This window comes from Serratia sp. GW822-FHT06D09, from assembly GCF_058799515.1.
The window spans coordinates 390250-413229 of sequence record NZ_JBXALO010000005.1 but is presented as its reverse complement, the minus strand read 5'-3'; the positions used below and the strand labels follow the sequence as shown (position 1 = coordinate 413229).

23 protein-coding genes and 1 pseudogene are annotated in these 22980 nt (G+C 59.2%); 12 read left to right on the top strand and 12 right to left on the bottom strand.

All coding sequences use genetic code 11. The features are described 5' to 3' along the window. Positions 1-28 precede the first annotated feature (28 nt). The 4 genes from AC1RKG_RS15185 to AC1RKG_RS15170 are packed head-to-tail and all read right to left on the bottom strand — an operon-like array spanning position 29 to position 5791. On the bottom strand, positions 29-1357 hold the full coding sequence (locus AC1RKG_RS15185; protein WP_122077366.1) for a lysine N(6)-hydroxylase/L-ornithine N(5)-oxygenase family protein: 1329 nt from the start codon (positions 1355-1357) through the stop codon (positions 29-31). Beyond that, complete coding sequence (gene iucC, locus AC1RKG_RS15180) at positions 1354-3102, bottom strand: IucA/IucC family protein (RefSeq protein ID WP_020825335.1); 1749 nt, start codon at positions 3100-3102, stop codon at positions 1354-1356. Before iucC ends, AC1RKG_RS15185 begins: the two co-directional genes overlap by 4 nt. Further along, positions 3099-4049: a GNAT family N-acetyltransferase gene (locus tag AC1RKG_RS15175; RefSeq protein ID WP_493183381.1), complete on the bottom strand. Its 951-nt coding sequence runs from the start codon at positions 4047-4049 to the stop codon at positions 3099-3101. Before AC1RKG_RS15175 ends, iucC begins: the two co-directional genes overlap by 4 nt. After that, the gene (locus tag AC1RKG_RS15170; protein ID WP_048759744.1) at positions 4046-5791 is read right to left on the bottom strand and encodes an IucA/IucC family protein; all 1746 of its coding nucleotides are present in this window, start codon (positions 5789-5791) and stop codon (positions 4046-4048) included. Before AC1RKG_RS15170 ends, AC1RKG_RS15175 begins: the two co-directional genes overlap by 4 nt. A 137-nt stretch (positions 5792-5928) precedes the next feature. Here AC1RKG_RS15170 and AC1RKG_RS15165 point away from each other — a divergent pair, with 137 nt between their 5' ends. Further along, the gene (locus AC1RKG_RS15165) at positions 5929-7152 is read left to right on the top strand and encodes an MFS transporter (protein WP_129982481.1); all 1224 of its coding nucleotides are present in this window, start codon (positions 5929-5931) and stop codon (positions 7150-7152) included. Positions 7153-7157: 5 nt separating this feature from the next. Then, positions 7158-8042, top strand: a complete 885-nt coding sequence (locus AC1RKG_RS15160) for a siderophore-interacting protein (protein ID WP_041414248.1) — start codon at positions 7158-7160, stop codon at positions 8040-8042. Between the two features lie 9 nt (positions 8043-8051). Here the strand turns inward: AC1RKG_RS15160 and AC1RKG_RS15155 are convergent, their stop codons facing one another. The 6 genes and pseudogenes from AC1RKG_RS15155 to AC1RKG_RS15130 all read right to left on the bottom strand — a co-directional run bounded on the left by AC1RKG_RS15155 (position 8052) and on the right by AC1RKG_RS15130 (position 12083). Then, positions 8052-8246 (bottom strand): type II toxin-antitoxin system RelE/ParE family toxin, encoded by a 195-nt coding sequence (locus AC1RKG_RS15155; protein WP_238387424.1) that lies wholly within the window; start codon positions 8244-8246, stop codon positions 8052-8054. 41 nt (positions 8247-8287) lie between these two features. Then, positions 8288-8404 (bottom strand): annotated as a pseudogene (locus AC1RKG_RS15150) (CopG family ribbon-helix-helix protein); the annotation flags it as partial. A gap of 89 nt (positions 8405-8493) precedes the next feature. After that, positions 8494-8877, bottom strand: a complete 384-nt coding sequence (gene hpxZ / locus AC1RKG_RS15145; RefSeq protein ID WP_041415223.1) for an oxalurate catabolism protein HpxZ — start codon at positions 8875-8877, stop codon at positions 8494-8496. A 3-nt stretch (positions 8878-8880) separates the two neighbouring features. Further along, entirely contained in the window at positions 8881-10281 is a 1401-nt protein-coding gene (locus AC1RKG_RS15140) for an AtzE family amidohydrolase (RefSeq protein WP_256814089.1), read from the bottom strand. Next, positions 10278-10469 (bottom strand): oxalurate catabolism protein HpxX, encoded by a 192-nt coding sequence (gene hpxX, locus AC1RKG_RS15135; protein WP_046374439.1) that lies wholly within the window; start codon positions 10467-10469, stop codon positions 10278-10280. Before hpxX ends, AC1RKG_RS15140 begins: the two co-directional genes overlap by 4 nt. A 27-nt stretch (positions 10470-10496) precedes the next feature. Next, positions 10497-12083 (bottom strand): gamma-glutamyltransferase family protein, encoded by a 1587-nt coding sequence (locus AC1RKG_RS15130; protein WP_493183378.1) that lies wholly within the window; start codon positions 12081-12083, stop codon positions 10497-10499. Positions 12084-12229: 146 nt separating this feature from the next. On the opposite strand from AC1RKG_RS15130, the gene AC1RKG_RS15125 reads away from it, so the two are divergent. The 10 genes from AC1RKG_RS15125 to AC1RKG_RS15080 all read left to right on the top strand — a co-directional run bounded on the left by AC1RKG_RS15125 (position 12230) and on the right by AC1RKG_RS15080 (position 20915). Next, the gene (locus AC1RKG_RS15125) at positions 12230-13069 is read left to right on the top strand and encodes a MurR/RpiR family transcriptional regulator (RefSeq protein WP_020825346.1); all 840 of its coding nucleotides are present in this window, start codon (positions 12230-12232) and stop codon (positions 13067-13069) included. Between the two features lie 218 nt (positions 13070-13287). After that, positions 13288-14079, top strand: a complete 792-nt coding sequence (locus AC1RKG_RS15120; RefSeq protein ID WP_493183376.1) for a transporter substrate-binding domain-containing protein — start codon at positions 13288-13290, stop codon at positions 14077-14079. A 12-nt stretch (positions 14080-14091) separates the two neighbouring features. Next, on the top strand, positions 14092-14757 hold the full coding sequence (locus tag AC1RKG_RS15115) for an amino acid ABC transporter permease (protein ID WP_020825348.1): 666 nt from the start codon (positions 14092-14094) through the stop codon (positions 14755-14757). After that, complete coding sequence (locus AC1RKG_RS15110; RefSeq protein WP_046374437.1) at positions 14757-15413, top strand: amino acid ABC transporter permease; 657 nt, start codon at positions 14757-14759, stop codon at positions 15411-15413. Before AC1RKG_RS15115 ends, AC1RKG_RS15110 begins: the two co-directional genes overlap by 1 nt. Next, positions 15394-16137 carry an amino acid ABC transporter ATP-binding protein gene (locus tag AC1RKG_RS15105; RefSeq protein WP_044548464.1) on the top strand — a complete coding sequence of 248 codons (744 nt, stop codon included), beginning with the start codon at positions 15394-15396 and terminating at the stop codon, positions 16135-16137. The genes AC1RKG_RS15110 and AC1RKG_RS15105 overlap by 20 nt, the downstream gene beginning before the upstream one ends. A gap of 63 nt (positions 16138-16200) precedes the next feature. After that, entirely contained in the window at positions 16201-17442 is a 1242-nt protein-coding gene (locus AC1RKG_RS15100) for a pyridoxal-phosphate-dependent aminotransferase family protein (RefSeq protein ID WP_493183374.1), read from the top strand. Continuing rightward, entirely contained in the window at positions 17442-18716 is a 1275-nt protein-coding gene (hpxK, locus tag AC1RKG_RS15095) for an allantoate amidohydrolase (RefSeq protein WP_493183372.1), read from the top strand. The genes AC1RKG_RS15100 and hpxK overlap by 1 nt, the downstream gene beginning before the upstream one ends. Further along, a complete protein-coding gene (gene uraD / locus AC1RKG_RS15090; RefSeq protein WP_493183370.1) occupies positions 18697-19197 on the top strand; it encodes a 2-oxo-4-hydroxy-4-carboxy-5-ureidoimidazoline decarboxylase in 501 nt (166 codons plus the stop codon). The genes hpxK and uraD overlap by 20 nt, the downstream gene beginning before the upstream one ends. After that, positions 19190-19525, top strand: a complete 336-nt coding sequence (gene uraH, locus AC1RKG_RS15085; RefSeq protein WP_046374433.1) for a hydroxyisourate hydrolase — start codon at positions 19190-19192, stop codon at positions 19523-19525. The genes uraD and uraH overlap by 8 nt, the downstream gene beginning before the upstream one ends. A 37-nt stretch (positions 19526-19562) precedes the next feature. Beyond that, positions 19563-20915 carry a nucleobase:cation symporter-2 family protein gene (locus AC1RKG_RS15080; RefSeq protein WP_020825355.1) on the top strand — a complete coding sequence of 451 codons (1353 nt, stop codon included), beginning with the start codon at positions 19563-19565 and terminating at the stop codon, positions 20913-20915. A gap of 39 nt (positions 20916-20954) precedes the next feature. On the opposite strand, the gene AC1RKG_RS15075 is transcribed toward AC1RKG_RS15080, so the two are convergent. Further along, entirely contained in the window at positions 20955-21728 is a 774-nt protein-coding gene (locus AC1RKG_RS15075; protein ID WP_115059976.1) for an amidohydrolase, read from the bottom strand. Further along, entirely contained in the window at positions 21716-22876 is a 1161-nt protein-coding gene (locus AC1RKG_RS15070) for a pyridoxal phosphate-dependent aminotransferase (RefSeq protein WP_493183367.1), read from the bottom strand. Before AC1RKG_RS15070 ends, AC1RKG_RS15075 begins: the two co-directional genes overlap by 13 nt. Positions 22877-22980: the final 104 nt, after the last annotated feature.

Sequence of the window (22980 nt, the reverse complement as noted above, 5' to 3'; positions counted from 1 at the left end):
TTCCAGAGTGTCCCATATTGGTGTGTAGTTAAAACTCGGTGTAATTGAGCATGACGTGCTCGGCGCGGGACGGAATACCCGGCTGCCGACTACGCCATTGGATCACAGCCGGGGTGGACGTTAAATCGAACTGGTCGCGTCCTAAAGCCCGGTTGAGAATGCGTGCCGAACGCCAGGCCATCAGGCTGAGTTGGGGTTCGGCGATGCCGTGGCTGTGCATGCCGGCATTAACGGCAAACAGGCAGTTTTCCTTGGGGCCTTCCCACTCCAGGCTGAAGTCGGGGGCTACGCGGAACTGGTCATCGGCGGTGGTCAGCAGGCGATCGGCCAGCGGTTCGAGGAACGCCGGACGATCCTGCTGATAGCCGGTGGCGAAAATCACCACGTCGGTGTCGAAGGTTTCTTTACCCTGATCAAGATGGTGATGGGTAACCAACTGCCAGCCATCGCCTGCGGCCTGGATTGCCGCCAGCGAGCGGCTTGGCAGCAGGTGCGCCCAGGGCTTTTCGCGCAACACTTCAAACTGGTGATACATTGCGCGGTAAATAGCCAGCAGCGAATCGCTGGTGATGCCGTCAGAGGTCATCTTCTGCTCGGTCAGCATGCGCTGCTTGGCACCGTCGTTCAGGCCATAGAAGCTGTCAACGTAGTCCGGCGTGAAGTACTCGTTGGCGAAGGCGGCTTCATCCAGCGCGTTATAGTTATTGCGGCGCGAGATCCAATTCAGTTGTGCAGGCTGTCCCCATTCGGCGCGGAAGATGTTCAGGAACAGGTCTGCACCGCTCTGGCCGCCACCGACGATGGTGACGCGTTTTCCGGCCAGGTTCGGGTTGCGCATCGTCATTTCGCTGGCATGGAAGCAGCGATCGTTTTGCTCGGTAACGCAGTCCGGCAGTTTTATGCGTTTGCCTATGCCCAGGCAGACGTGGCGCGCCCGGTAAGTCGCACGCTGGGTAGTGACGATGAATTGGCGCTGCTGGTCGTCAAAATCGACGCTCTGAATATCCTGACTGAACTCCAGCGACTTCAGCCCGTTGGCGGCCCAGTCGAGGTAGTCGGCGAACTCTTCGCGCGACACCGTACGCAGCTCGGTGGTCAGGAATCGATAAAACTTCTTCCTTTTCACCAGGTAGTTAAGAAAGCTGTAGGGATTGGTTGGCGATACCGCGCTGACCAGATCTTTCAGGAAGCTGGTCTGCATATGGCAATCCGGCACCATCATGCCGGGATGCCAGGAAAAGTGCGGCTTGCGTTCGAGGAATTTACTGTTAAAACCGGCAACTTCACTGCCGAGTGCGGCAATGCTGAGGTTGAACGGGCCGATACCAATGCCGATGAAATCCAGGGGCTGATTCATTGGGCAAACTCCTTGGTGACCAAGTAAAGAGGGTTATCCAGATCCTGCAGATAGTTTGGCAACATGCGGCTGCCGCCATCCTGCTCTGAGTAGGTGAGTTTTACCGGGTTGAGCACCACGCGAATAATTTGTGGTTTGAAAAGATCAAACAACGCAAAGCGTTCCGCCATGTCCGGATGCTGTGCCATATAGCCTTTCAGCACCTGTGCCAGCAGTTGATAGAAGCGGGTTTCACTGACCCCACAGGCCTTCATCAGCGGCGAGATAAAGCGCAGCACGGTGACGAAATGCCCGGTTTGCAAATCATGAATCAAATAGTCGGCGGACAGGCGCACGGTGACGTCTCTCACCACTTTCGGCAGTGATGTCGCTTCGGGGAAGTCCTGATCCACCAGACGCATATCGCCCTGGAAGTCTTTCAACAGCACGCGCTGCGGCACATGATCTTTCATCACCAGCGTGATGTTTTGCCCATGGGCGATCAGCGCTACGCCGTAGCGGCACATCAGGTGGTACATCGGCACCACCACCACCCTGAACATCTGCTGCAGCCAGGCTTCAGCGCTCAGGCCGGAACGGGCGATATAGGCGGCAATCAGCGGCTGGCCGTGGTTGTCGGTTTCCATCAGCGTCGCCATCAAGATGGCCTGTTCGCCTTCCTGCAGGTAGCAAGAGGGATTCTCACGCCAGATCACCCCCAGCATTTCCTGGTAGCGATAAGGCGCTTTGGCTAAAGAGGCGTAGGTCGGGTGGGTCATATAGCCTGCCGCCGGCTCGCCGAGGATCTCGGCACCGCTGGCGCTCAGCGTATCGTCCTCGGTAAAAATCTGCTGCAGCCAACGGGAAGCGGCCGGCCCGGCGCTGATGTACTTGCCCGGAATGCCGCGATAGCACGAGGTGTTGTAAATGGTCAGCGGTAGCTTGATGTCGAAAGCGGAACGGCGGCTGATATTGGTCAGCGTGCGCAACGATTGCTGCGCCAGATAGCTGTCGCCGAATTCACCCAGTTCCACCAGATCCCCTTCGGCCAACTGCGGCAGGAAGTGCAAAGCGATCTTTTGCTGCCACTGCCACGGGTGCAGCGGGACCGGGATCCAGTCATGGGTCAGTTTCAGCTCGCGCCAGCGGCGATCGAAGCGTTGGCGTTCGGCACTGTCCATCGCGCTGTTAAGCAGGTTATCCAGTGAATATTCTTCGTCGGCGCACCAGACAAAGCTGCCGCGTTTGGCCGCTACCCAGTGCAGTTGGAACTGCCCCTGGTATTCGGGCGCGTACTGATGCAGCGCGGTCAGGCCCCAGCCACGACGACCTTTATTGAAGATAAACTTGGGGTGTCCGGCCAACAGGCACTGCAGCGCGTCAGCATCCAGGGCAATCAAATCCTGTGCGCTCATGCCGTGACGGGCGGACAGCAACTGCATATCGCCGCGCAGCGTGGCGTACAAATCCTCCAGATGTTCGGCGACCTGCGCATCGTCCATTTTCAACACCTGAGCCAGTTGGCGCAGCGTTTGGTCGGCGGCTAACGGCGATTGATCACAGGTCAGCGTTGCCGGGTCGATGTGCAGCCAACCCCAAATGCCGCGTTCGGCGCTGAAGCTATACTGAGCGTCGCCCAGCAGAATGCGCCATTGCTCGCCGTGTTGTTCGGCCTGCAGCGTGCGTTCATATTCCAGCTCTGCGAGGATCTTGGCGATCATTTGGCGGTTTACGCGCTGCCAGTCGGCGTAATCTACGGTGTTCATACTGAAGCCCCCCGGAAGAATTCATCACGCTGATTCATGATCAAACGCGAGCGCTTATGCGGGAAATCGAACTCTTTGACTGTTTGGTAGCCGGCTGTCGGCAGGTGACGGAACAGTCGCTGGTTATCCGCGCGCGGTTCGGCGACCACGCGCGTGGTGCGCGGTTCATCCAAATACAGATAATGCGTCAGGCCGCGTAGCCAACTGCGGATGTATTGCGCGCCGCGGCAGTCTTCTTCACCGACCAGCATGTGCAGCCCGCGGTCGAACGGCTGCCAACGGTAGTGGCGGCCGATGCGATCTTCCGGAGCCCAATAGACTTCGAAATAGCCGAACGGGCGATCGTCAAAGCACCCCAGCAACGGATAGCAGTAGCTGGAGTCCAACTGACGCTGCAGGTAGGCGGCCTGGGTTTCGAGCGGGCCACTCATTTCCCAGAAGGCATCCACGCGCGGTGAATTCATCCAGCGGGTGAACTGCTCGGCGTCGTGTGCCACTTCCGGCAGGCGGAAGCTCAGGGTTCGCTTGAGCTGCGGATCGTAACGACGATACACCTCGCCGCTGGGGCGAGCGGGGCGCTGTGGGAACCACAGGCTACGCTCGGCGTCATACTGCATTTTCCCGGACGCGGAGTGGCGTTCGGCACCGAGCCACAGCGGTAACTGATAAAAGGTTTCGCGCGCCAGATAGTCACTGCTGGCTAACGCGAACAGCGCCTGTGCCTGCGGTTCTTCGCACCATTGCGCATAGGGCAAGGTGACACCGCTGAGCTGCGGTGCCGCCACCAGCAACTGGTCCAGCGCCTGCACCAGCCAGTTCTGCGGCAGTGGCCCCGGATAGTGCAACACCGCGCTACCGTCCAGGCCCAGACTGAGTTGCAGCGCCTTTCCCAGCTGCTCGCAGCAAAAACCGTTGCCGGCATGCGTCAGTTTGGCTTGCGGCATCATTGAGCGGCTCCCTGGCGCAGCGGGTTGACGAAGTCGAAATAAATCACCGCCGGATCGACGATGGTGTTTTCGTTGTGGTCATGCAGATAACAGAAGAAGTTGCCTTTGCAGTTCCAGTGGCTGCTGTCGAGGACGTAGTCCAGACACAGGGTGTTTTTGGCGTTGGCACGCAGACCACTCAGCGCATCGCGCACCCGGGCCATCAGCTGTTCTTCAGTGTCGAAGCCGGCCGCGGCTAACGCTGCAGTGACCGCCAGGCTGGAGTTCACCAGCAGGTAGTAAGGGAAGTAACGCAGTAACTGCTGTTCGCTGAAGCGATTTTCCGCCTCGGCCTCGCCAATTTCTTCTAACCACGGCCCGGCATCGCGGGTAAAGCCGCTGCCCTGACAGTCGCGATACAGCATGCCGATCGGCAGATCCTGCTGCATTTCCACCAGAATATTTTGTTGGTGGGCCAGCAGCACCAGCCCGTAATCGGCTTCGGTGCTGAACAGCGGCAGTAAGACGTGTTGGCAGTAAGCATCCAGCCAGGTATGAGCGGCCTGTTGCACCGGCAGATTCAGTCGGGCGGCTAAACGCCGCACCGCCGCTGCCAGCAGGCTGTCGCCGCCGTCCGGTGCGGCCTGGGTCAGGGTTACCAGCACATTGGTCTGGCTTTCCGGCTGCTCAAACAGCAGGTTATCGCGCAGTGCCATCAGGCTTTCTTCCTGAATCGTCCCGTCCGCAGAACGCAGCCCGGCCCAGCCGTCTTCCTGCATCACGCGGAAGGTGGGATAACGTGCCTGCAGTTGCTGCCAACGTGGCGTTTGCGCCAAACGAGCCAAACGGATGCCGCGCTTCACTTCTTTTACCGACAGGGTACGCACCGAGTTGGTCAGGCGCACGCTGAGGGAGAATTTAATCATGTCGCGATTGCTGGCGCTGTACAGAGAGCGGGAAGAGCTGGTTGGCAGCCAGCGCTCGCCGGCTTCGCCCAGATCGCTGAGCAATCCCTGGGTCACCAGTTCCTGGCACCAGGTCTGCGTCAGCAAATGGTCGGCCTGCCATGGATGCATCGGCAACAGCCAGACGTCATCGGTAAAATGCGCCAGCAGTTGCGGTGCGCTTTCGGCGGCAAAACGCTGCAGGCGCTGCTGCAACGTCAGGTTCAGGCTGTCGCCGCACAGGTGATTTTTATCGACTGCAAACCAGCGCAGCGGGAAACGGGCGCCAAAATCTGGCAGGTAACGGCGCGCCTGCTGTTCGTCGAAAGGTTCATGGGATTTAGGCGCCGGGTGGAAGGCGTGGCCTACCAACAGACCCTGTTCCGCCTGAGCGAAGTTGAGCGGCTTGTCGCGCAGCGTCGGCCAGTCCAGGCGAACCGCGATCGCCTGTTGGGTATTGTCATGACTCTCCAGTACGCGCTGGCGGAAACGGGTAACGACCTCATCCGACAGTTCCCCCTTCACCGACGGTTTTTCCAGCAACAGGGTCACCAGTTGCTCCACGCTCAGCGCAACACCAGCGCCGTCGTCTTGCTGATGCAAGCGGGCAGGGAACAGATACTGGTGATGTTGGGTGGGGGAGGTGTGACGTAAAGTGATGCGGATAGCCTGAGAAGGCGAAAGTGGAATATGAAGCTGCGGATACTGTTGGTTGTTGGCCGCCGGAACGATTTGCCAGTCCCGGGTTTCACGCATCAACGCGTTGAGAAAACATTGCGCAGCCACGTCGGTCGTCGCGGTTTCAAACTGGATTGTCATGATCCCATTTCACTATTGAATCAATTGAGAATGATTCTTATATCAATAATATTTATTGTTATCAATCGTCGTATGATACAATTTTTCAATGAATTGAACATAACCTTATAATTTTATTAACGGTAAATTTACGTTTGATGCATATTTCATCTCCCCCTAAATCACCGCCAATAGCGAATACGTCTCCTTCCAACTGGCCGCTGGCGTTGTGCGCCGGGCTGCTGGGTATCGGGCAAAACGGCCTGCTGGTGGCGTTGCCGGTGCTGGTCAGCATGACCCAGCTGTCGCTTTCAGTCTGGGCCGGGCTATTGACGCTTGGCTCGATGCTGTTTTTGGTGGGGTCACCCTGGTGGGGCAGGCAGTCTGAAATTCGCGGCTGCAAGTTCGTAGTAACCATGGCGTTAGCAGGGTATTTGTTCAGTTTTGCTTTACTGGCACTGGCGGTTTGGGGGTTGGCGGCTGGCTGGCTTTCATCGACGCTGGGGTTGGGCGGCCTGATTGCGGCACGCATTATCTACGGGCTGACGGTATCCGGCATGGTGCCGGCCAGCCAGACCTGGGCGCTACAGCGTGCCGGCTATGAACAGCGTATGTCGGCGCTGGCGACCATCAGTTCCGGGCTGAGCTGCGGGCGACTGTTGGGGCCGCTGTGCGCCGCGCTGGCGTTGTCGATTCATCCGATGGCGCCGCTGTGGTTGATGGCGCTTGCGCCATTGATCGCCCTATTGGTAGTGTGCCGCCAGCATAACGATCCACCGCTGCCGCCGGTTGCCCATCAGCAAAACCGACTTCGCCTCAATATGGTGCCTTACCTGCTGTGCGCACTGTTGCTGGCCGCGTCGGTCAGCTTGATGCAATTGGGATTGGCACCGCATTTGACCGGTTTATTCAGTCATTCCGCCACCACCGTCAGTCATCACGTGGCGGTGTTGCTGAGCGTGGCGGCGGCCTGTACGCTGTTGGCTCAGTTTCTGGTGGTGCGCCCGCAGCGTTTTAGCGCGTCGCAGCTGCTGCTGATTGCCGCCGTGCTGATGATAGTGGGACTGGGCCTGATGTGCGCTCAGCCTTTGGCGCTGTTCTATGTTGGTTGCGCACTGGCCTCTTTTGGCGCTGCCATGGCGACGCCGGGTTATCAACTGATGTTGAACGATAAATTGTCTACCGGCAAAGGGTCGGGGGCCATTGCTACCAGCCATACGCTGGGTTACGGCCTGAGCGCATTGATGGTGCCGGTGGTGGCCAAATTTTATGGTGAGTCGCAGCTGATTGCGGCCGCTTTGACGATGGCGGTTCTGCTGGGGGGTATCAGCGGCTGGCTGTGGCGCCAGCACCGCATCAGTGCAAATTCTGCGGGAGAGTAACAAGTATGTCCGGCGCATCAAGCTACAGAATTTTTGATATCACACTGAAAATAAAAGAAAACGTATCACCTTCCTTGCTGCGTTGCGTTTTCGAGGGGCCGGATGTCCATCGCATGAAGCTGGAGGCGCCGGATCAGCGCATCAAACTGTTGTTCCCGGCCGAAGAGGGGCAGATCCTGCGTCTGGAAAACAGCGACGACTGGTATCGCGACTATATGGCGATACCGAAAGATCAACGCCCGGTGATGCGCACCTATACGCTGCGGGCGCTGCGTGCCGAACAGAATCAAATGGACGTCGAGTTTGTGCTGCATGGCGTGAACGGCCCGGCCTCGGCGTGGGCGACCCATGCCAAACCGGGGGATGTTATTCAAACCGTAGCCCCCAATGCCGATTTTGACGGTGACAGCGGCGGTTACGAATGGGTTCCCCCGAGCGAGCTGCAGCAGGCGCTGTTGATCGCCGACGAGACGGCGGTACCGGCGGCGGTAGGCATTCTGGAACAGCTGGCGCAGCGGGCCAATCCGCCGCGGGTACAGGCTTTCTTCGAGGTTCCTGTGGCGGGCGACTGCCTGAACATGGATCGCTTCCCATTCGCCGAGGTCTATTGGCTGCCGCGTGATGTCGGGCATCAGCAGATGCACGGTACGCTGCTGGTGGAGTCGGTGCGCCAACGGGTAAATATTCCCGAATCGGCGCGGACGCAAGCGCAGTCGCTGGCGGAAAACAGTTTGGGCGGCGATCTGCTGTGGGAACGAGCCGAAGGGGCGAAAAGCTTCTACGCCTGGGTTGCGGCAGAGTCTTCCGCGGTGAAGGCGCTACGCCGTTATCTGATTGGCGAACGCGATCTCGATCGCTCCACCGTTAACTTTATGGCGTACTGGTGTTGAGGGACCCGGTCAGTAACCGGCTTCACTTTGATAGCGCACTGCCAGCAGTACAGCGGTGCTGCCATCAAAATGATACAGGGCAATATAGCCGCTGTTGCCGAAATCGTTCGGCCATTCCCTAAATTCAATTTCCATATCTTCAATGGGCCGACCGGCCTGAGGATGATGGGCCAGGATATTGATGCTGCTACGAATGGATGCCACGGCCTTTTGCCCAGCGCTTCGCGCTTTTCTTCTCGCTCGACGTATTCACGGATAGCCTCGCGCATAATCCAGTGCGCACTTCGCTGACGCGTGGCCGCGATTTGTTGCACCCGTTGCTTGAGCTCATCATCAATTTTTATCGATGCAGCCGTAGTCATAAGTAGCCTCAGTTAGCTAAAGGTAATACCTCTGCCGACTATAAGGCTCAACATGCCAGACTATCCATTTTTTGTGCGCCGGGTTTGCCTTAAGCCATCAAGCTCACGTGCGCGGCGACGATGCGCCAACCGCAGGGCAATTTGACCCAGGTTTGCATCTGGCGGCCAACGCTTTCGCTGCCGGGGCGGCGGAATTCGGTACTGGCGACGGCCATATCGTCACCGTAGGTGGTGATAACGGTGTTCTCCAATAGGCGATCCAACCCTTTGGAAGGACGCTGTTGGCGGAAGTCACGGATCTGATCGATGCCGTACAAATTCTCCGTCGCGCCGTAACGGACGGTACGACCATCGTGCCAAAACAACTCATCCAGCACCTCAATATCATTGCCGATCAGCGCCTGTTCGTAACGGTAAAAGGCGGCGTTCACCTCTGCCAGCACCGCCGGACGATCGATATACTCACTTTTCATCATTTAGTCCTGTTTTCCCGGTATAACACATCTTGCCACGCCACGTTGTTCCAGCGCATAGGCGGCACGCAGTGCCAGATCCTCTCGCCAGGGGGGGGCAATCAGCTGCAGGCCTATCGGCAGGCCAGAGTCGGTTTTCAGCGGCACCGTCACTACCGGCAGGCCGAGGAAAGAGACCGGCTGCGTCAGCATGCCCATACTGGCGCGGATCGGCAGATCCGTGCCGTTGATATGCATGGTTTCCTGGCCGATCGGCGTGGCGCTGCAGGGCGTTGCGGGGGCGATGAGGATGTCCCAGCGTTCGAACAGCGGCAGCACCTGTTGCTGAAAATGGGTACGAAAGCGCTGCGCCTGCACATACCAGGCGGAGGGCAGCATGGCACCGGCCAGCAGGCGTTCACGCGACAGCGGCTCAAAGCGGTTTGGCTGGCTGCGCAACAGCGGCAGATACTGATTGCCCCCCTCGGCGGCGCTGATGATGAACGCTGCCGACCGGGCCAATTCGGCCTGCGGAAATTCAACTTCAGCCACGGCCTCCAGTGCCTGCGCAGCCTGTCTTACAGCGGTTTTAGCATCATCGTTGCACCATTGCTGAAAATACCCGCCCAGCACCGCGCAGCGCAGGCCTTGTTGGCCACGGGGCAACAGCGATTCGGTTTGCGTGACCGGTTTATCCGCCTGAAAACGGTCTTCAATATCCGTGCCCTGCATCACGTCATACACCGTTGCCAGATCTCGCACCCGGCGGGCAAAGGGGCCGAGATGATCCAGACTGGCGACGAAAGGCTGACTACCGCTGCGCGACAGACGGCCAAAGGTTGGCTTCAGCCCAAAGATGCCGCACAGCGATGCGGGTACGCGTATTGACCCATTGGTGTCGCTGCCGAGGGAAAATGTCACCAGCCCGGCGGCGACCGCCGCTGCCGAACCGCCTGAGGAGCCACCGGCAATACGCGTGGTGTCGTGCGGGTTACGCGTCGCGCCGTAGTGGCTGTTTTCGGTGGTAAAACCGTACGCATAGGCGTCCATATTCAGCATGCCGGACAGCAAGGCACCTTGGCCGGCCAGTTTGCCGATCGCCCAGGCGTCCTGTTTGGCCGGCGGGTTATCGCTGAACAGACTGGCCCCCGCCAGGGTGGTTTCGCCGGTGACGTCGAACAGGTTTTTTACCGCGTAAGGGATCGCCGCCAGGCTCGGCATTGGAAGACCTTTGGCACGTGCGCGATCGAGGTGATCGGCTTCGCTCAACATGCGTTCGCGCGTGATGTGGGTATAGGCGTTCAGCGCCGGATCCCGTGCGTCAATATTCTCTAACGTCTGTTGGGCAATCTCACGTGCAGAAATCGCACCTTGCTTCAGGGCCGCGCGGATCTCGGCGATCGATAGGGCACTTAACGAATTCATGCGCGATACACTCCTGCGATCTCCAGGCGTGGATCGAGCGGAAAGGCCATCAAGGGTTCCGCCAGTGCAGCAATGCGATTGAACTGGGTCAGCAGTTCCTGACGGCGCGCGTCATCCATTTCCAGCGCCAGTATCGCTTCCATTTGGCTGATATAGGCCGCCCAGTCGACGGCAGGTTGGTTTTTCATTTTACTTCTCCCCAATAAAAATGGCGGCTAGAAGCCGGCGGCACTGCCGTTGCTGCGGGGATCGAAAGCCCCTTCAAGCATGCCGTTAGTATGGCGAACAATGGCGCCGGCATGGCCGACCGCTTCGCTAAAGTCCGGTAACAACTCCACGTCGTGACCCCGTTGGCGCAGGTAGTCGACGGTTTCCGCGCTAAAGCGACCTTCCAGCTTCAGCGAGTCAGAGCTTTCACCCCAGGTGCGTCCCAGCAGCCAGCGCGGCGCGCTGATCGCCTGCTGCAGCGGCAGGCCCTGCACCACATGGCGAACAAACACCGCCGCCTGGGTTTGCGGCTGGCCGTCGCCGCCCATGGAGCCATACACCAAGGTGCGTCCGTCATACAGGCGAGCTGCCGCGGGGTTCAGAGTGTGGAAAGGCTGTTTGCCTGGCGCCAGTGCCAGCAGATGGGCGGCATCCAGGCTGAAGGACGCTCCGCGGTTTTGCCACAGCACGCCACTTTGCGGCAATACCACTCCGCTGCCGAATTCGTGGTAAATGCTTTGGATAAAGGACACCGCCAGACCGCTGCTGTCCATCACGCCCATCCACACGGTATCGCCCGGCCCCTTGCCTTTGCCCCAGGCCGCGGCATGCTCAGGATCGATATGCTTGGCCAGCGTATCCAGGCGTTCTGTCGTCAGGAGTGCCTGCGGATCCTGCGTCATTTGGCGTGGATCGGTGATGAATTGGTCACGCAGACCGAAAGCCAGCTTGGTGGCCTCGACGATGCCATGCACCACTGCGCCTTCGCTTTTGCTGGCCAGGGGCAGGCGATCGGTCAAACCGAGGATTGCCAGCGACACCAGGCCTTGAGTCGGTGGGGTGAGGTTGAAGACTTCACCTTTCTGATGCTCAAGTCGCAAAGGCGTGCGCCGACGCGGCCGATAATCCGCAAGATCTTGGGCGGTGAGCGGCATGCCCAGCCGGGCCATATCGCCCGCCATGCTTTGCGCCAGTCGGCCGCGATAGAAGCTGTCCAACCCCTCTTCGGCCAGGGCAATCAGGGTATCCGCTAACTGTGGCTGGCAGAAACGCTGTCCGGCAAGGGGGATTTCCCCCTGCGGTAAGTAAGTGCGGGCAAAATGTTCCACATCCGCCAGTTCATGATATTTGCTGCGTGTGGCGGCCTCCTGCGAGGCGGTAACCGGAATGCCGTCCGCCGCATAGCGAATGGCATCGGCCAGCAGACGCGGTAGCGGCAGCTGTTCGCCGCCCAGCTCGCCGGAATAGTCTAGCGCTTCACGCCAGCCGCCAACGGTGCCGGCAACGGTCAGCGCCGCCCTGGGGCCGCGATGCGGGATGTGGCTTTCACCGGCGTAAAAATCCAGCGTGGCTAAGGAACCGGCAGCGCCGCTGGCGTCGATCGCCACCGGATCGCCCTGTGGCGGCACAATCAGCCAGAAGCCGTCACCGCCCAGGCCATTCATGTGCGGATAAACCACGGCGATAGTCGCGGCGGCGGCGACCATGGCTTCGATGGCGTTACCCCCTTCACGCAGAACCGCCAGCGCGCTTTCGCTGGCGAGGTGGTGAGGCGTGACGGCCATGCCCAATGGCGCGGTATTGCTGTTAATCATTTCTTGGCCCTTGTTTGAGGTCAGCTTCTGTCTCAAAGACAAGCAAGAGGCGTTCCATGTTTTCTTCGGTGGTAATAAACGCTTGCCAGCGGGTAGATTGGCCGTGCTATGTTCCGCTGAAACAAAGGTTACAAGCAGGAGCAGCAATGAAGCAGATCGATGAACGCCTGCGCGGGGAATATTCGCAGCTTACGCCGCAGGAACAGCGGGTAGCCGATTTTATTTTCGATCACTTTGACGACCTGATCAGCTACAACAGCGCCGAGTTGGCGCGCCTGAGCGGCGTATCCAAAGCTACCGTCAGCCGCCTGTTCAAACGCCTGGGCTACCCAAGCTACCGTGCAATGCGTGATGAACTGCGCACCCTGCGCCAGAGCGGTATGCCGCTGACCGATAATCGTGATGCGGTGCAGGGCAACACCCTGTTGGCGCGGCACTACAAGCAGGAAATGGCCAACCTTACTCAGTGGGTGAACCATATTGACGCCGGCCAGTTCAATGCGGTGATCGCCGCCCTGGTGCAGGCTCGGCGTGTGGTACTGATGGGGTTTCGCAACAGTTATCCGATTGCCATGCACCTGCGCCAGCAACTGATGCAGGTACGTGAGCAGGTGTTATTGATGCCGCAGCCCGGGCAAACGCTGGCGGAAGAGCTGGTCGATTTGGACCACGGGGACGTGGCCGTAGTTGTGGCTTTTCGCCGCCGGCCGCGTCAGTTGCGGGCCTTGCTGACGCAGTTGCAGATTCAGCAGGTTCCGACGCTGCTGGTGTGCGAACCGCAGGCGCAGTCGCTGATCCCACTGGCGAACTGGCACCTGGCGGCACCGCTGGATAGCGTTTCCGCCTTTGACAGCTATTCCGCCGCCATGAGCCTGGCCAATCTGCTCAGCAATGCCTTGCTGCATGAGACGCTGACGCAAGGACGCCAACGGATCCATCAGATCGCCGATCTGTATGGCGATCTGGATGAGTTGGAACAGCGCTAATTTCCGCGCCATTTTGGTGCCTTCGCACTTTGATGGTGCGCATTTTTCTCCGTGATATCCCTTCCTCCTGCCACAGTCATGGCAGGGGAGTTTCCTCTTAGCCCCCTAACTCAAAGACAGCAAAGGTTAAGCTGGTTAACGCTCTCGATTGGCACATTAGTTGCAAAGTGATAATCAAAGAATCTTTTGTTTCATCATTTCACCATCGGGGATAGTCTATGAACTTCAAGAAAATCGGGATAGCGGCGTTAGGGGCGGTGCTGTTGATGGCGCAGGCCACGTCGGTGATGGCGGATCAACTACAAGAAATCCAGCAGCGCGGCGTGCTGCGGGTAGCGGTACCGCAAGACTTCCCGCCGTTTGGCTCGGTAGGCACCGATCTGCAGCCGCAGGGTTATGACATCGATATGGCGCAGTATCTGGCCGACAAGATGAAACTTAAGTTGCAGCTGGTGCCGGTCACCAGTGCCAACCGCGTCCCTTATCTACAGACTAACAAAGTGGATCTGGTGATTTCCAGCCTGGGCAAAAATCCTGAACGCGAAAAGGCTATCGCTTTCAGCCGTGCCTATGCGCCGTTCTTCCTGGGGGTGTTTGGCCCTAAAGACACCGCGTTGAGCGATGCCACTCAATTGGAAGGCAAGACCGTTGGCGTGACGCGCGGGGCGGTAGAAGACATGGTGTTGAGCGACACTGCGCCGAAGGGCGCGCAGATCAAACGCTACGAAGACAACAACACCACGCTGTCGGCCTACCTGTCCGGTCAGGTGCAATACATTGCTACCGGCAATCTGGTGGTGAGCGCTCTGGCGCGACAGAACCCGACCAAAGCGCCGGTGGCCAAGTTTATGTTGAAGGATTCGCCATGCTTCGTCGGCCTGCGTCTGGGCGAACCGGCGCTGAAAGCCAAAGTGGATGAATTGATTGAACAAGCGCTGAAAGACAACACCCTGAATGGGCTGTCGGAAAAATGGCTGAAAGCGCCGCTGCCCGCCCATCTTGGCGCGTAATGGGAGCACCCGATGACCTATCAGCTAAATTTTCCCGCGCTGTGGCCCTATCTGCCGGAGCTGTTGGCCGGTTTGCTAACCACGATTGAGTTGACGGCACTGGCCACCCTGATGGGCGTTGCGCTGGGGATTTTCGGGGCGGCGATCCGCAGCGGCAAAGCCAACCTGTTTAGCCGTGCCTGGGGGATTTACGTCGAGGTGGTGCGCAACACGCCGTTCGTGGTGCAGCTGTTCTTCATTGTCTTTGGTCTGCCGAGCCTGGGGTGGAAGCTGACCGCCGGGCAGGCGGCTCTGTTGGCGATGGTGATTAATCTGGGCGCCTACAGCACCGAAATTATACGCGCAGGCATTCAGGTGACGCCGAAAGGGCAGTGGGAGGCCGGGCGGGTGCTGGGCTTTAGCCGCAGCCAGACATTTTTGCGCATCGTGTTACCGCCTTCGCTGCAGCGCATTTACCCGGCGTTGGTCAGCCAGTGCATTATCGTCATGCTGGGCTCGTCGGTGGTGTCGCAGGTGTCGTTCGAAGAATTGACCTTTGCCGCCAACCTGATCCAGTCGCGCACCTTCCTCAGTTTTGAGGTGTATTTAGTGACGGCGTTGTTCTACCTGCTGCTATCGATACTGATGCGCCAACTGTTGCTGGCCGCCGGCCGCCGCTTTTTAGGGAGCCAGAACTGATGCTGACTTTTACCGACTGGGACATTGTGCGCAACCTGCTGCTGGCCGCGCGCTGGACGCTGTTGCTGTCGCTGACGGCGTTCTTTGGCGGCACACTGGTGACGCTGCCGCTGTTATTGCTGCGCCTGAGCAAGCGCCGGTGGGCGCTGCGTTTTGTCCGCTGTTATTCAGAGCTGTTTCAAGGCACGCCACTGCTGATGCAGCTGTTCCTGGCCTTCTTTGGGCTGGCGCTGTTCGGCATTGATGTTAGCCCCTGGGCCGCTGCGGCACTGGCACTGACGCTGTTTACCAGCGCTTTTCTGGTGGATATCTGGTCCGGCAGCATCGCCGCGTTGCCCAAAGGCCAATGGGAAGCGTCGCGCTGTCTTGGGCTGAGCTTCGGCCAGACCCTGGTGCGGGTAGTGGTGCCACAGGCGGTTCGCATTGCCATTGCGCCGACCGTCGGTTTTTCAGTTCAGGTGATCAAGGGCACCGCGTTGGCGTCGATCATTGGTTTTGTCGAACTGACCAAGGCAGGCACCATGTTAAACAACGTCACTTATCAACCCTTTAAAGTGTTCGGCCTGGTCGCGCTGGGCTATTTCCTGATGTGTTACCCGCTGTCGCGCTACAGCCATTATCTGGAGAGGAAGTTCCATGCCGCTCATCACAATTAATCAGGTTCAAAAATATTACGGCCAGAACCACGTGCTGAAGGGCGTGGATCTGGATATCGATATGGGCCAGGTGATTTCGATTATCGGCCGTAGCGGGTCGGGCAAGAGCACCCTGTTGCGCTGCATCAACGGGCTCGAGGGTTACCAGGAAGGCAGCATCAAACTGGGTGGCATGACCATCACCGACCGTGATTCGCAGGCGCGTGAGATCAGTCGTTCCATTGGCATGGTGTTCCAGAACTTCAATCTATTTCCCCACATGACCGCGTTGGAAAACGTGATGTTGGCACCGCGTCGGGTGCTGAAGAAAAGCCCGGCGGAATGCCGCGAGCTGGCGGAAGAGATGCTGAACAAGGTTGGGCTGGGTGAGCGGATGCATTATTCCCCGGCTAACCTTTCCGGGGGGCAGCAGCAGCGGGTAGCGATTGCCCGGGCGCTGGCGATGAACCCGAAGGTGTTGCTGTGTGACGAAATCACCTCGGCGCTGGATCCTGAGCTGGTGGGCGAGGTGTTGAAAGTCCTGGAGCAGTTGGCCAAAGAGGGTATGACGCTGATTCTGGTGACCCATGAAATGAACTTTGCCCGTGAGGTCGGTGACCGGGTGGTGTTTATGCACCAGGGCAAAGTGTGGGAGCAAGGCGACAGCCGCACGCTGTTCGCCAATCCGCAAACGCAGGAATTAAAACAGTTTATTGCTTCAGTTCGCGGCCTGTCCGAGGCGTGATATGCCATGGGGCGCGTGCTGAGTTCTGAGTTTACTGAGTTATTAAGCTGGTAAGGAATTAACATGTTGGATATTACCCAGTTCGATCAGATTAACCCACCTGCCCGTCTGCTGATGGGGCCAGGGCCGATCAACGCCGATCCGCGCGTGCTGCGTGCCATGTCTAGCCAGTTGATTGGGCAGTATGATCCGGCGATGACCGGCTACATGAATCAGGTTATGGAGCTGTATCGCGCGCTGTTTCGTACCGAAAACCGCTGGACGATGCTGATCGACGGCACCTCCCGTTCGGGCATCGAAGCGATGCTGGTCTCCTCCATCCGCCCCGGCGACAAAGTGCTGGTGCCGGTGTTTGGCCGCTTTGGCCATTTGCTGTGTGAAATTGCCCGCCGCTGTCGTGCCGAAGTGCACACCCTCGAGGCGCCATGGGGGGAAGTGTTCAGTGCCGATCAGATTGAAGATGCGATCAAGAAGGTACGTCCGCGTCTGCTGTTGACGGTGCAGGGAGACACTTCGACCACCATGCTGCAGCCGCTGGATCAACTGGGGGATATCTGCCGCCGCCACGGCGTATTGTTCTATACCGACGCGACCGCATCCTTCGCCGGTAACCCGCTGGAAACCGATGCCTGGGGGCTGGACGCGGTATCCGCAGGCCTGCAGAAATGTCTGGGTGGTCCGTCCGGCAGTTCGCCGGTCACCCTAAGCCCGCAGTTCGAAGAGATCGTCCGCCGTCGCAAGTGCGTGGAGCAGGGGATCCGCACAGCCGACCATGCCGACGGCGACGATGAGATGATCTACTCCAACTATTTTGATCTCGGCATGATCATGGATTACTGGGGCCCCGAGCGTCTGAATCACCACACCGAAGCCACCAGCATGTTGTTTGCCGCGCGCGAATGTGCCCGGGTGATCCTGGAAGAGGGGCTGGATAACACCATCACTCGCCACAGGCTGCACGGCGCGGCGATGCTGGCCGGCATTCAGGGCATGGGGCTTGAGGTGTTCGGCGATCTCGATAACCGCATGAACAACGTGTTGGGGGTGGTGATCCCGCCGCAGGTGCATGGCGAGCAGGTGCGGCAGATGATGCTCAATGATTTTGCCATCGAGATTGGCACTTCGTTTGGCCCGCTGCAGGGCAAGATTTGGCGCATCGGTACCATGGGCTACAACGCGCGTAAAGACTGTGTGCTGCAAACCTTGACTGCGCTGGAAGCTGTGCTGAACCGTCTGGGTTTTGCCAGCAAGCAGGGGGAAGCGCTGCAGGCAGCCTGGAACACCTACGACGACGGGAGCCGGTGATGGCGTTGCGGTTAACCGTCCAGGAGGCGGAACAGGCGGCCGCACGGGTGATGGCGCGTTGCGACGCGCTGGCGGCGATCAGCGCTACGCCAGACCAACTGACGCGGGTTTATCTGTCGCCGGAGCATCGGCGCGCCAACCTGTTGGTAGGCGACTGGATGCGCAGTATCGGTATGCGGGTCTGGCAGGACGCCGTTGGCAATGTTTGTGGCCGCTACGAAGGTCAAACGCCAAGTGCGCCCGCGCTGTTACTCGGTTCGCATTTGGATACGGTGCGCAATGCCGGCCGTTATGACGGCATGCTCGGCGTATTGACCGCCTTGGAGGTGGTGGCGCATTTGCATCAGCAGCAGCGGCGTCTGCCGGTGGCGGTTGAAGTGATTGGCTTTGCCGATGAAGAAGGGACGCGATTTAGCGTCGCCCTGCTGGGCAGCCGGGGCATTACCGGCCAGTGGCCAGCCGAGTGGCTGGCGCGTACTGATGCCGAGGGCATCAGCGTGGCGCAGGCGTTGCGCGAGTTTGGCCTGGATCCGGCGGCGGTGGTTGAGGCGCGGCGAGCACCAGGTGATATCTGCGCTTATCTGGAATTGCACATTGAACAAGGGCCTTGTCTGGAGGCCGCCGATCTGGCCCTGGGCGTGGTGACGGCGATTAACGGCGCGCGTCGACTCCATTGCACCTTTAGCGGCGAGGCAGGCCATGCAGGCACCGTGCCGATGGGGCAACGCAAAGACGCCTTGGCGGCCGCGGCGGAGTGGATGGTGGCGGTTGAAGCGATAACCCGTACCCGCGATGAACATTTGGTGGCGACTGTCGGCTGTATCGAAAGTCTTCCGGGGGCGGTCAACGTCATTCCTGGTGAGGTGAAACTGTCGCTGGACGTTCGCGGCCCGCAAGATGGCCCGCTGGCGGCATTGCTTACGCAGCTGTTGGAACGGGCACAGGAGATCTGCGCACGTCGCGGATTAGGTTTTGCCAGCGAGGAGTTTTATCGCATAAACGCAACGGAATGTGATGCAGATTTGCAGCAACGTTGGCAGCAGAGCGTGGCGGCGGTGCAGGGGCGCAGCATGGCTTTGCCCAGCGGTGCCGGGCATGACGCGATTGCCGTGGCGGCTTGCTGGCCGGTGGGCATGCTGTTTGTCCGTTGCGATCGTGGCATCAGCCATCATCCGGCCGAAGCCGTAAGCCAGACCGACGTGGCGCTGGCTATTCAGGCCTACTGCCAGACGGTGACCAGTTGGGAGAACACCGATGAACCTGCAGCAGTTTAATCAATTGCCCGTGGCGGAAGCCGAGCGATTGCTGCGGCCCTGCGTGAACATTGCGAGCTGGATAGCTTCAGTGATTGCGGCCCGGCCGTACAGCAGCAGCGATGCCGCGTTGGCGGTGGCCTGGCAGGCGGCGCAGCGTTGGCGGCATGAAGAGGTCAGCCAGGCATTGGCACAGCACCCGCGCATTGGCGAACGTGCCGCAGGCCAGGGGAAAGAGGCGCAGTTCTCCAAGCGTGAACAGTCGGCGGTCAATGACCGGGATCCGGAATTGGCCCAAGCGCTGCTGGTGGGCAACCGGCGTTATGAACAGCAATTTGGCCAGGTGTTTTTGATCCGTGCCGCCGGTCGAGATGGGCGAGCCATTCTGAGTGAGCTGGAACGACGCTTGAACAACGACGTGGAGCAGGAGCGGCAGGAAACCGCCGAACAGCTGCGCGAAATCGTGATGCTGCGTTTTAAGGAGTTACTGAGCGATGAGTAATATCAGCACCCATATTTTGGATACCTCCTTGGGTAAACCGGCGGCAAAGGTGCGAGTCTGGCTGGAGCGGGAACAGCAGGGGCAATGGCGGGCGATAGCCGAAGGCACCACCGATGCCGATGGCCGCGCCCGTGAGTTAACGCCGGATGAGCTGCCCGCGGGGCATTACCGCCTGCATGCCGACGTGGGCGGTTACTTTACCGCAGACAATCGTGAAACGTTATACGCCACGGCGATCATCGATTTTGTCATCAAGGATGCGGCGCAGCATTACCATTTACCGCTGCTAATCAGCCCGTATTCCTATTCAACCTACCGGGGCAGCTAGACGCCCTTAGCGGTTAACCCGCATTGACGAGGTATCTATGGCTCTGTCTCAGGATAAGGGCGCGGCTTCGTGCTGCCCGGAAGATGAAAAATTGCCGCTGGCAAAAACCTTCGCCTACGGCCTGCAGCATATTCTGACCATGTATGGCGGCATCATAGCGCCGCCCTTGATCATAGGTTCTGCCGCAGGGTTAGACGCCGCGCAAATTGGCCTGCTGGTGACGGCAGCGCTGTTTGTCAGCGGTTTGGCGACGTTATTGCAAACGCTTGGTGCGCCGGGTTTCGGCTCTCGTTTGCCGTTGGTGCAGGGCGTTTCCTTTGCGGGAGTCGCGACTATGGTGACCATAGTCACTGGCGACGGCGGGTTGCCTGCGGTGTTTGGTGCGGTGATCGCGGCGTCGTTGATTGGGTTACTGATCGCGCCGTTTTTCTCGCAGATTATTCGCTATTTCCCGCCGGTGGTGACCGGCACCGTGGTGACGGTGATTGGGCTGTCGCTGATGCCGGTGGCGGTACGCTGGGCGATGGGGGGCAACGCCAAGGCCGCAGATTGGGGATCAACCGGAAATATTGGCCTGGCGGCTTTCACACTTGCGGTTATTTTGTTGCTGAACAAGGTGGGTTCCCCGGCGTTAAAACGGTTATCGGTGCTGCTGGCGATGGCTGTCGGCTGTGTGGCGGCCGCGTGGGTGGGTAAGCTGAGCTTCGCTGCCGTAGGCCACGGGCCTTGGCTGGCATTCCCCGCGCCTTTTGCCTACGGTTGGCCAACCTTCGAACTGAGCGCAGTGCTATCCATGCTGTTGATCGTACTGGTATTACTCACGGAAACCACCGCCGGGCTGATGGCCGTCGGCGAAATTGTCGGTTCGCCGGTGAATGCGCGCCGTATCGCCAACGGGTTGCGTGCCGATATGTTGTCCAGTGCCCTGTCGCCGGTATTCAACTCGTTTCCGCAAAGCTCGTTTGCCCAGAATATCGGGCTGGTGGCGATCACCGGCGTGAAGAGCCGCTTTGTGGTCAGCGCCGGCGGGGCGATTCTGGTGCTGCTGGGGCTGTTGCCGGTCCTGGGGCGACTGGTGGCCTGCATTCCGCTGCCGGTCTTGGGCGGCGCGGGTGTGGTGCTGTTCGGCTCGGTGGCCGCCAGCGGCATCCGCACTCTGGCCAAGGTTGAGTATAAGGACAACATGAATCTGGTGGTGGTAGCGACGGCGATTGCCTTCGGCATGATCCCTATCGTGATGCCGACCTTTTACGATCAGTTTCCGAACTGGGTGCGTACTTTGCTGCATTCGGGCATCAGTGCCTCGTGCCTGGTGGCGTTGTTGCTGAACCTGTTGTTTAACCGCATTGGGGGGACAGAAGAAAAAGCGGCGGAAGAAGAGCTTTCCTGAAGCAACGGGCGCGGTGTACCGGTACCGCGCCCGAAATGCTTAATCGTGGCGCAGGAAACTGTCGGCATCCCGCCAGGCCGGGAAGGCACTGCGATAGCTTTGCAGGGTTTCCAGCGACAGTTCCGCGTCAAGCCGTGCGGCAATGCCGGGTTCCGCCTGCGCCAGCGTTTCGCCCTGCGGGCTAAGGATCAGGCTGTCACCGCTGTAGTTCAAACCGTTGCCGTCTTCGCCGACGCGGTTGCAACCGGCCACATAGACCTGATTCTCAATGGCCCGTGCCGCCAGCAGCGTTTGCCAGTGTTTGCTGCGCGGTGCCGGCCAGTTGGCGACGTACAGCGCCAGATCGTAATCCTGCTGGTAGCGAGACCAGACCGGAAAACGCAGGTCGTAACAAATTTGCGGCAGGATGCGCCAGCCGCGCCATTCGAAGATTTCACGCCGTTTGCCTGCCTGATAGTGCAGGTGTTCACCCGCCATGCGGAACAGGTGGCGCTTATCGTAGGCATGCACCCGGCCGTTAGGCTCCACCAGCAGGAAACGGTTAACCGCGCCCTCGGCGGTTTTCAGCGCCACACTGCCGCCAACCAGCGCGTTGTTTTTGTTCGCCCAGCCGTGCAGCCAGTCAATCACCTGCTGTTCCGGCAGCGCACTTTCCCCGGCATCCATGGCAAAACCGGTAGTAAACATCTCCGGCAATACGATCAGATCGCGGCCGCTTAAGGGGGCCAGCAAGGCGTCAAAATGTTGCAGATTGGCTTGGCCATCTCGCCACACCAGGGGTTGCTGCAACAGGGTAATTTTTAAAGTCGACATAACCGCTCCGCAGCTGCATCCAGCGTGGCATCCTGTTTAGCGAAGCACAGCCGGATCAATTTATGAGGGAAAGGATCGGCACAGAAGACCGACAGCGGGATCGCCGCCACGCCTACGTGCTCGGTTAACCAATGACAGAATGCCACGTCGTCCAGATCCGAGACCGCGCTGTAATCCGCCAGTAAGAAGTATGTCCCTTCGCAGGGTAAAATTTCCAGTCGGCTACTGGACAGCGCCTGCACGAAACGGTCGCGCTTGGCGCGATAAAACGCAGATAGCTGCTGCCAGTGTTCCGGTTCGCTGCGCAGCATATCGGCCAGCGCCAACTGTGCCGGGGTGTTAACCGAGAAGGTCAGGTACTGGTGTACCTTGCGCACTTCCGCACTCAGCGCTGCCGGGGCGACGCAATAACCCACTTTCCAGCCGGTCATGTGGAAGGTTTTGCCGAAGGATGACACCGCAATGGCGCGTTGACGCAGCTGCGGGTGGGCCAGCACGCTGGCATGTCCCCCTTTGGCGAAACAAATATGCTCATAGACTTCATCGCTGAGCACATAGATTTCACGCTCGCTAATGGCATGCCACAGCTGTTGCATATCTTCCGCCTGCCAGGCGGTGGCGGAAGGGTTGTGCGGCGTATTGAGGATCACCAGGCGGGTGCGGGGCGACAATAATTCTTCGAACTGTCGCCAATCGACGCTAAAGGCCGGTGGCTGCAGCGCAATGCGTTTCAGCGTACCGCCGGACAAGGTGACCGCCGGCGCATAGCTGTCATAGCTGGGATCGAAGCAAATTACTTCATCTCCCGGACGCACCAACGCGCTGATGGCGGCGAACAGCGCTTCGGTAGCCCCAGCCGTGACGGTAACTTCGGTGGTCGCGTCCGGCAGCCAGCCATACAGCGCCGCCGTTTTCTCGGCGATGGCTTCGCGCAGGGGCGCGATGCCGGTCATCGGCGCATATTGGTTTGCGCCCTGGCTGACATGCCAGGCCAGACGCTCTTTCAGGTAGTCCGGGCCATCGAAATCGGGGAAACCCTGAGACAGGTTGATTGCCTGATGCTGCGCTGCCAGCGCGCTCATCTGGGTGAAAATGGTGGTGCCCAGAGCGGGCAGTTTGCTTTCGGGAATCAATGCTGAAGTGCTCATAGCAGGCTAATACTCCTGGCGCTTATGTTGCCGTCAATATAACACGATGTTAGTATTTGGCAATCAAGACGCTTAGATGGCTAAATGAAGAAAAAATCTAATCA